Raw genomic sequence first — 8,566 nt, 5'->3', positions numbered from 1 at the left:
GGGGGCCGATTGGGCCGGGTGGGCGCCCACGCCCGCCCGCCGGGCCGAGCCGCCCGGAGCGCTGCGGGTCGGCACGGTCCGGATCGACGGCGTCGACCCGGTGCCCGCGCTGGTGCCGCTGCTCGACGCCGGGCACGTCCACCTCTCCGGGGACGACCGCGCCGGCTGCGACGCGGTGGTGTCCGCGTTGCTGCTGCGGGCCGTCGGCCGCGCCGACCCCGGGGCGGTACGACTGATCGGGTACGACCCGGACCAGCTCGGCGGCGGACTGGCCGGGTTCGCTCCGTTGGGCACGGCCGGGCTGCTCACCTTCGTCGGGCCGGGAGGGCTGGGCCCACTGCTGGACGACCTGGTGGAGCAGATCCGCCGGATCAACGAGACGGTCCTCGCCGGCGAGTACGCGTCGCTGCGCGAACTGGCGGCGGCGACCGGCCGACGACCCGAGCCGTGGCGGGTGGCGGTGCTGCTCGGTGGGGAGGAGCTGAACCGGCACGAGCGCGGGCAACTGGACCGGGTGGTGCGGGCCGGTGCCGCCTGCGGCGTACACCTGGTGGTGCACGGTGTGCCGTTGCCGGAGGATCCGACGGTGACCCGGGTGGTGGCCGGTGTGTCCGGCGCGCGGATCGGCGGTTCGGCCGGGCTGCCGGTCCGACTGGACCCACCGCCGCCGGCGGCGCTGGTCACCGAGACCTGCCGGGACGTCGCCGCCCGGGTGAACGCGGGCCCGCCGCCGACCCCCTTCACCGACCTGCTGCCCCCGCCCGAGCTGATGTGGCGGGAGGACTCCGCCGACGGGCTGACCGCGCCGATCGGTGAGGGCCCACAGGGTCGGCCGGTGCGGTTGACGCTTGGCGACTATCCACCGCACGCGCTGATCGGGGGGCCGTCCGGCACCGGCAAGACCAACCTGATCTTCGCGTGGATCGGCGCGCTCGCGGCCCGCTACTCCCCCGCCGAGCTGGAGTTCTACCTGCTGGACTTCAAGGAGGGGGTCTCCTTCGCGCGGTTCGCGCAGGGCCGGCGCGACCCGAGCTGGCTGCCGCACATGCGGCTGGTCGGCATCAACGTCAACACCGACCGGGAGTTCGGGCTGGCGTTGCTGCGCTTCCTCGCCGAGGAGTTGCGCCGACGCGCCGACGCGGCCAAGAAACACGAGGTGACCAAGCTGGCCGAGCTGCGGGCCGTCGACCCGACCGGGCACTGGCCACGCATCGTCGCCGTGGTGGACGAGTTCCAGATGTTGCTGGCCGGCCGGGACGTGGTCGCCCGGGAGGCGGCCGACCTGCTGGAGGACCTGGCCCGCCGCGGCCGGTCCCAGGGCATCCACCTGGTCCTCGCCTCGCAGGACGTGCGGGGCATCGAGGCGCTGTGGGGCCGCCCCGCGCTGGTCGCCCAGTTCACCCTGCGCATCGCGTTGCCCAAGGCGCTGCGCATCCTCGCCGAACGAAACGACGCGGCGCAGTCGCTGCCGCGCTGGCACGCGGTGGTCAACGCCGAGTCGGGCATGGTGGAGGGCAACGAGGTGGCCCGCATCCCGTCGGCCAGCGACTGGGAGACCTGGAGCGGGTTGCAGCACCGGCTGTGGCGGATGCGGGCCCCCGACGCGGCGCCCGCCCGGCTCTTCGACGGCGACGCGATCCCCCGGCTGGCGGACGCCCCGGACTTCCGGGCGCTCGCCGTCCCTCCGGACGGGACCGTGCCCCGCAACCCGGTGGCCCTGCTCGGCGAGATCATCGACGTGCAGTCCCGCTCGGCGTCCCTGCGGCTGCCGCGTGCCCCGGGCCGCAACCTCGCGGTGCTCGGCACCCGCGTCGACGAGGCGTGCGCGGTGCTCGACGCGGCGGCCCGGTCGCTGGCCCGTCAGCACCCACCGGGCACCGCCCGGTTCTCCATCGCCTGCCTCGACCCGGACGCCGACCCGATCGCCCGCGCCCTCTACGACGACCTGGCCGACGACGCCGCCTGGTACGACGAGGAGACCGTCGGCGAGCTGATGACCGAGACGGCCGAGGGGCTCAGCGGCCCGGCAAGCCCGCACTACCTGTTGCTGTTCGCTGTCGACGCGGCAGCGGGTGCGCTGGCCGCCCGGGTGGGTCGGCGCACCGGCCTGGAGCAGCTGCGCCGGATCATGCACGACGGGCCGGAACGACGCACGCACGTGCTGGCCTGGTGGCGCGGCGTCGCCCGGATGCGCGCCGACCTCGGTGGGCCGGCCGCCCGTACCGACCAGATCGGCGCCTGGGTGGCCCTGGACGCGCACGGCGGCGAGCTGGGCTCGTCGCTCTACCCGGGCACCGGGGGCCCGGACTGGTATCCCCGCCCCTGGCGGGGGCTGTTCTTCGACCGGGCGGTGCACCGCACCGGACAGGTGATCATCCCGTATGGACCGACACGATGAACGAACCGGTGACCAGCGAGACGTACGCGGCGCAGCTGCGGCGGCTGGCCGACCTCACCGCGCGGGTGCGCGAGCAGCGCGACGAGGCGCACACCTGGCACGAGCGGCAGTGCGTTGCCGCCGAGCGGGCCGTTGCCGAGGCGGCCGAGCAGCTCCGAAGCGCCGAGGAGGAGCTGGTCGCCGCCCGTGAGCAGCAGGAACGGGTCGACGCCGAGGTGGCCCACCTGTGGCAGCAGGTCCGCTCGCGCCTCGGTGCCCGCCGCCTCGGCGCCCCGCCCGCCCCGGCGATCGGCATCGGGGCCACCGACCCGGTGCTGCTGCTCGCCAAGGCCCGTGACCTCCTCGACCGGGCCGGTCAGCCGGGCGAGCTGCCGGGCTCGGTCAACCCGCTGCTGGCGCTGTGCGGGGTGGCCGGCGGCGTGCTGGCGTACGCGCTGGGCGCAGGCGCCCGCGCGCTCGGCGTCGGGTACGGCGGGGACCTGGCGGTCGGACTACCGGTGCTGGCGCTGGTGGTGACGCTGCTCGGGCCGTTGGTCGGCCTGGTGCCGGCCCGGGTGCTGGCCGACCGCCGGCACGCGGTGCTCGGCCCGCGACCGATCACTGTGGTCCTGGGTGCCGGTCTGCTGACCACGGTGCTGCTGTTGATCCTGGGCCGCTGACCCACGCGCGGCGGGTCCCGCCGGCGCTGCCCTCTCGCCGCCTGCCGAAGGCGTGATCGACTCGGCTTCCTGGAAACCGCGCTGTCCCGGCCTCCCGGACACCGCAGTTTCCTGAAAACCGAGTCGATCAGCGCCGCGCCGCCGGTCAGGCCGGGACGAGCACGGCCTCGCGGAGCAGTCGGCGGGTCAGGGTGACCCGGTCGGCGTCGTCGGGCAGGCCGGGCAGGTCACCGACCCGGGTGACAGTGCCGGTGAGCAGCGCGCGGGCGGCCGGCTCGCAGCTCGCCGGAAGGGTGATGGTGCGGTCGAAGAGCCGCAGCGCCACCGTGTCGGAATCGTGCGGCACCAACTGCCAGCGCAGGCCGGGACGCACTGTGACCCGGGAGTCGGCGTCCAGGGTGGCCAGCGCGTCGGCCTGGGCGAGCGGTCGGATCGGCGCCGGGCGGGCCGCCGGCCAGGCCCGCTGCCGCAGTCGCGCGGCGACCGCGCCCGGGTCGGCGCGCAATAGCCAGTCCCGCAACGCCTCCACGGTCTCGGTCAGCTCCGGCTCGATGGCGTCCGGGTCGGCGACGTCGGTGCCGAACGGCAGGCTGGCCCGCAGCCGCTGGTCCTCGGCGGACAGCGCCAACAACTCCTCGACCAGGGCGTAGCGGGTGAGCGCGCGGATGCCCACGGTCAGGTGCAGCGAGCTGGCGTCCTGCGCCTGCGCGCTGTGCAGCCACCCCCGGGGCAGGTAGAGGGCGTCACCGGGGGCGAGCACCACGTCCAGCGCCGCCGGCCCCTGCGCGGTGGCAGCGACCTCGTCGGCGCGGCCGCCCCACTGCTGCTTCTCCAGCGGGTCGGGCAGCACCGGCGGGTGGATCCGCCAGTGCTTGCGGCCGTCGACCTGGAGCACGAACACGTCGTGGGTGTCGTAGTGGGTGGCGAAGCCCTGGCTGCCGGCCGGGGTCAGGTAGGCGTTGATCTGCAACGGCTGGTTGAGCGCGAGGCCCAGGTCGCGGGCGAAGTCGACGAGCGGCGGCCAGATCCGGTGCAGCCCCTGCAACACCAGTGTGGCCCCGGACGCGTACTGCTCCAGGACCCGCTCGTCGAGCACCTGGTCGCCGATTTCGGCGCCCGCGCCGCCGCCGCCGGTCCAGCGCGACGCCGCGACCAACTGGCCGTCCTTGGCGACGCGCAGGAAGGGGGTACGCAGGCCGCGCCGGCTCAGCAGCTCGTCGGCGTCGGCGGGGCTGAGCAGGTCAGTGAAACCGGCCGGGTCGGGCAGTTCGGCGGCGCGGGACAGCAGCGGGGTGTGCCCCCAGTGCGCGGCGGCGAACTTGGCCGGTTCGACCGAGACGCAGCGGGCCAGCGCCGCGGTGGCCTCGGCGGACGGAACCGCCGGGCGGCCGTGGTGGCCGCCCGGCGGGTCGAGGTAGGTCATGGCGAGCCGCTACCGGGCGCTGCCGTCAGCGCCACCGTCCTGCTGGCCCGGGGTGGCACCGCCATCGGCGGGACCCTCCGCGCCGCCATCGGCGCCACCGTCGTGCTGACCGGGGGTCGCGCCGCCGTCGGCGGGACCCTCCGCGCTGCCGTCGGCGCCACCGTCGTGCTGACCCGGGGTGGCACCACCGTCGGCGGGACCCTCCGCGCCGCCGTCGGCGCCACCGTCGTGCTGACCGGGGGTCGCGCCGCCGTCGGCCGGACCCTCCGCGCCGCCGCCGCCGGTGGTCTGCATGTCGTCATCGTTGAGTGCCATCGGTACTCCCTCGGGTGTGCCGCCCCGCCGTGCGCCGGGGTCCGTCGTGCTGCGGGTGGTACCCCACGCGCGATCTTCTCTAACCCTCACCGTAGACGCCGAACCGGGGCGACACGGGCAGTTCGCGAGCGGCGGCGGAGAGTGCCAGGATGGGGTGGTGATCCTGGTGGGCACGTCCGGCTGGCAGTACCGGGACTGGCGCGGCCGCTTCTATCCGCAGGGGCTGCCGCAGCGGCTCTGGCTGGAGCACTTTGCGGCCGGGTTCGCCACGGTCGAAGTCAACAACGCCTTCTACCGGCTGCCCGAGCGGGACACCTTCGCCGCCTGGCGGGCGCGGACCCCGGCGGATTTCTGCGTGGCGGTGAAGATGAGCCGCTACCTCACCCACATCAAGCGACTGCGTGACCCGCAGGAGCCGGTGGCCCGGTTCCTCGGCCGCGCCACCGCGCTCGGTGACCGGCTCGGCCCGGTGCTGCTGCAACTACCACCGAACCTGCGGGCGGACGTCGAGGCGCTGGACGCGACGCTGCGACTGTTCCCGGCGCAGGTGCGGGTAGCGGTCGAGCCGCGGCACCCCTCCTGGTGGACCGACGCCACCCGGACGGTGCTGGAACGGCGTCGGGCCGCGCTGGTCTGGGCCGACCGGCTGGGGCGCCCGGTCGCTCCGCGCTGGCGCACCACGGACTTCGGGTACCTCCGCCTGCACGAGGGGCGGGCACGGCCGTGGCCCCGCTACGGCCGAGCGGCGCTCACCTCATGGGTGCGGCGGCTGACCGACGCCTTCGGCGAGGACGAGCCGGCGTACGTCTATTTCAACAACGACCCGGGCGGCGCCGCCATCGTGGACGCTGTCGCGTTCGCCGCGCTGGCCCGCGCGGCCGGGCACCCGGTGTCCCGGGTGCCGACGCCGGCCGAGGCGGACACCTCCGGCGACTGAGCCCGCCCGAGGCGTTCCTCGGGCGGGCTCGCGGTGTCAGGCCGTCACGGCATCATCGTGGCGAGGTCCTTGGGCATGGTGTCCTTCACGTCCTGCCACTCACCCTGGGTGACATGGCGGCGCAGCGTGTCCAGCACCACCTGCGTCACCCGCTCCGGCCCGCCCTCCGCGTCGTACGGGAAGCCCTGCCGCACCTCGTAGAGGAAGTCGTCGCGGTTGAGCTTGATCGGCACGTCGGACGGCACCCAGCCGTCGAAGTAGATGCCCCGCACCAGCACCGGCAACTGCTGGGCGAACTCCACGCTCTCGCCCACCGGCAGCCGGTCGCGCAGCAGGTGCAGCACCGTGCGCAGGGCCGCGTACGACTGGTTGCGCCGTTCCTTCGGCCAGCCGTAGGCGTTCTCGATGTCCTTGAGAATGAGGTTCGTCTTGTCCAGCGAGGACTCAAACGCTGAAATCATCGAGTCAGCCATCGGTCGACCCCCGTTCCGTGGTGTCCCACCGTCGGTCGTCGGCGCGGCGCGGCGGCCCCACCGGGCCACGGCGGGCCCGCACCGGGCTGCCCTGCGGGGCGCGCCGGGCGTTGTCGGCCGTGCCGACCACGTGCAGGACGGCACCTCGCCGTCGATCCGTCACCAGTCGAACCGTCATCCCCGTCACCTCCGTGTCGTCTCCGGCGTCGGCCGTCCCCGGACGGCCGTACCCACCGCGTCCACCCTCCCCGCGGGTGGGGTGAGTCGTCCCCACCCTGATCGGGTGAGGTCAGCCGGCGTCGAGCAGACCCGCGAGGGTCTTCGCGTTGGTCTGCGCATAGTCCCGGTAGCAGTTGTTCATGAGCACGTGGGTCTGCCCGGCCTCGTCGGCCAGCTCGCGCAGCTTCGGCGCCCAGTCGGCCAACTCCCGCTTGGAGTAGTGGTAGCCGAACTTCTCGTGGATGTCCTTGCTGGTCCACTTGTCGCTGTGCCCGTGGAAACGCATGACCGCGAGGTCCGCGGTGGCGGCCAGCACCGGAGGCAGCGACGAGCGGTGGCCCTGCGGCATGTCCACGCAGACGTACGGCAGTTTGTGCTCGCGCAGGAAGGCCAGGGTCTCGTCGGCGTTGTCGCCGTCGAACCAGGAGGCGTGCCGGAACTCGTACACCGGGCGCAGCGGCGCGCAGCGCTTCGCCACCTCCAGCAGGTACTGCTTGTTGGCCCGCTTGATGGTGAACCAGGGTGGGAACTGGAACAGCAGCGCGCCCAGCTTGCCGGCCTCGACCAGCGGGTCCAGGGCGGACAGGAAGCGCGTCCACACCTCCTCGTACGACTGCGCGGGCAGGTCGTCGGGGTAGACGTTCTTCTTGTCGGTCTCCGGACGCAGGTCCTTGTAGAGCGCGCTGACCCGGGTGGGGTGCCCGGTCAGCAGGCTGAACGCCTTGATGTTGAAGGTGAAGCCGGCCGGGGTGCGCTCGGCCCACAGCCGTGCGGTCGCCTCGGCGGGTGGCGAGTAGTAGGTGGCATCCACTTCGACCAGCGGGAACTGCCGGGCGTAGTAGGCCAGCCGCTTCTCCGGGGTGTCGGCGGTCTGCGGATACCACCCCGAGTCCAGCAGTGTGCGGTCGGTCCAGGACGCGGTGCCCACGAGGATGTCACCCATTGTGGAAGTCCATCGCGTCGCGGACCGACCGGCAACCGCTGGGGTGGCTCAGGCCGCCCGCCGCTCGCGAGTCTGCTTGCACGTCACACATGTGGTGGCGGACGGGAAGATCTCCAGCCGCTCCACCGGGATCGCCGCCGAGCAGCCCTCGCACCAGCCGTAGGTGCCCTCCTCGAGCCGGCCGAGGGCGTGCTCGTACTGGGCGCGGCGGTCGAGGATGGTGCGCAACAGGGACTGGGCGGTGTCCCGCTCGGCGGTCTTGGTGCCGCTGTCGGCCTGGTCGTCGCCGGCGGTGTCGCCGACCTCCACCAGCCGCAGCACCTGGCTCTGGAGCACCGCCTGGTCGTACTCCGCGGTCAGCTCGTCGTAGCGCGCCTGGAGCGACTGTCGGATCTGGTCGATCTCCGTCTGGGACCGGGTCGTACCGACCGTGTCGTGGACGAGCATCGCTGCCTGCCTTTCCTGGGCCTGTGGCTCAAGTGAACCGGGTGCCGGCGGCGCGGGGCCCCGGTCACGGTCGCGTTCGGTGCGCGGGCGATCACCAGCGCTCTGTGAGCCGGGCGAGTACCCGCCCGATCAGGCGCGCAAACCGACGAATTCTCGGTTGTTGTCAGTCGTTGCCGCCGGGCTCCACGAGCGCCGGGCGGCGGGGGTCGTCGGCGCGTACCACGACGTCGGCGAAGCTCGCCGGGACGACCTCCTCGGCGTACCGGTCGAAGGCCGGCAGCGCCCACTGCTGGGCCGGTTCGGTGCGCCGGCGCAGCGCCGCCGGGGACAACTCCAGGTGGACGGTCACGTCGAAGGGCAGGCCGCCGCCGAGCAGCAGCGAGCCGCTGACCAGGACAACGCCGCCGGGTGCCAGGTCGACGTAGCGGGCGCGGCTGGCCCGGTCGGCGTCGGCGTCCCAGAGCGACGGAAGCAGCCGGCCGCTGCCGCCGGGAGCGGCCGGGTCGAGCACCTCCCGGCGCAGCCCGGCCTCGTCGACCCAGGCCTCGTAGAAGGAGTCCGGGTTGGTGCGCCCCAACTCGAAGCGCAGCGACGCGGGGCGGAGGAAGTCGGTGGCGCGGACGTGCAGCACCGGGTGGCCCTGGGCGCGCAGCGGGTCGACCAGCGCCGCGGCCAGTTCGTCGACGCCGGCGGCGGGGGCGCCGTCCACGGCCACCCGCAGCCGCGCGGGCCCGGCGGCGGCGGTCGCGGCG

10 protein-coding genes are annotated in these 8,566 nt (G+C 74.2%); 3 read left to right on the top strand and 7 right to left on the bottom strand.

The window, feature by feature from the left end; genetic code table 11:
* Together GUI43_RS32675 and GUI43_RS32670 are read left to right on the top strand one after the other, a co-directional pair.
* Positions 1–2,398: FtsK/SpoIIIE domain-containing protein (locus GUI43_RS32675; protein ID WP_249037917.1), on the top strand; the 2,398-nt coding region annotated here is incomplete at its 5' end.
* Entirely contained in the window at positions 2,395–3,057 is a 663-nt protein-coding gene (locus GUI43_RS32670; RefSeq protein WP_112700635.1) for a hypothetical protein, read from the top strand. The genes GUI43_RS32675 and GUI43_RS32670, both read left to right, overlap by 4 nt.
* Positions 3,058–3,202: 145 nt before the next feature.
* Here the strand turns inward: GUI43_RS32670 and GUI43_RS32665 are convergent, their stop codons facing one another.
* Together GUI43_RS32665 and GUI43_RS32660 are read right to left on the bottom strand one after the other, a co-directional pair.
* Complete coding sequence (locus tag GUI43_RS32665) at positions 3,203–4,480, bottom strand: cupin domain-containing protein (protein ID WP_091408408.1); 1,278 nt, start codon at positions 4,478–4,480, stop codon at positions 3,203–3,205.
* 9 nt (positions 4,481–4,489) lie between these two features.
* Positions 4,490–4,795, bottom strand: coding sequence for a hypothetical protein (locus GUI43_RS32660; protein WP_091408405.1), 306 nt, complete (start codon positions 4,793–4,795; stop codon positions 4,490–4,492).
* Positions 4,796–4,952: 157 nt separating this feature from the next.
* Here GUI43_RS32660 and GUI43_RS32655 point away from each other — a divergent pair, with 157 nt between their 5' ends.
* The gene (locus GUI43_RS32655) at positions 4,953–5,732 is read left to right on the top strand and encodes a DUF72 domain-containing protein (protein ID WP_211326799.1); all 780 of its coding nucleotides are present in this window, start codon (positions 4,953–4,955) and stop codon (positions 5,730–5,732) included.
* 44 nt (positions 5,733–5,776) lie between these two features.
* Here the strand turns inward: GUI43_RS32655 and GUI43_RS32650 are convergent, their stop codons facing one another.
* The 5 genes from GUI43_RS32650 to GUI43_RS32630 all read right to left on the bottom strand — a co-directional run.
* Positions 5,777–6,205: a DUF2267 domain-containing protein gene (locus GUI43_RS32650; RefSeq protein WP_112587442.1), complete on the bottom strand. Its 429-nt coding sequence runs from the start codon at positions 6,203–6,205 to the stop codon at positions 5,777–5,779.
* The gene (locus tag GUI43_RS32645) at positions 6,198–6,383 is read right to left on the bottom strand and encodes a hypothetical protein (RefSeq protein ID WP_112587444.1); all 186 of its coding nucleotides are present in this window, start codon (positions 6,381–6,383) and stop codon (positions 6,198–6,200) included. Before GUI43_RS32645 ends, GUI43_RS32650 begins: the two co-directional genes overlap by 8 nt.
* Positions 6,384–6,494: 111 nt before the next feature.
* Positions 6,495–7,367: a DUF72 domain-containing protein gene (locus tag GUI43_RS32640; protein WP_112587446.1), complete on the bottom strand. Its 873-nt coding sequence runs from the start codon at positions 7,365–7,367 to the stop codon at positions 6,495–6,497.
* Between the two features lie 48 nt (positions 7,368–7,415).
* Complete coding sequence (locus tag GUI43_RS32635) at positions 7,416–7,814, bottom strand: TraR/DksA family transcriptional regulator (RefSeq protein ID WP_091408390.1); 399 nt, start codon at positions 7,812–7,814, stop codon at positions 7,416–7,418.
* Positions 7,815–7,977: 163 nt separating this feature from the next.
* Positions 7,978–8,566, bottom strand: a 589-nt coding sequence (locus tag GUI43_RS32630) for a nucleoside/nucleotide kinase family protein (protein WP_112700632.1), incomplete at its 5' end; no start/stop codon positions are given.

The sequence above is a fragment of the Micromonospora noduli genome, assembly GCF_003264365.1.
Lineage (GTDB): Bacteria > Actinomycetota > Actinomycetes > Mycobacteriales > Micromonosporaceae > Micromonospora > Micromonospora noduli.
The sequence above is the reverse complement of the archived record's forward strand: the minus strand, read 5'-3'. Positions and strand labels throughout refer to the sequence as shown.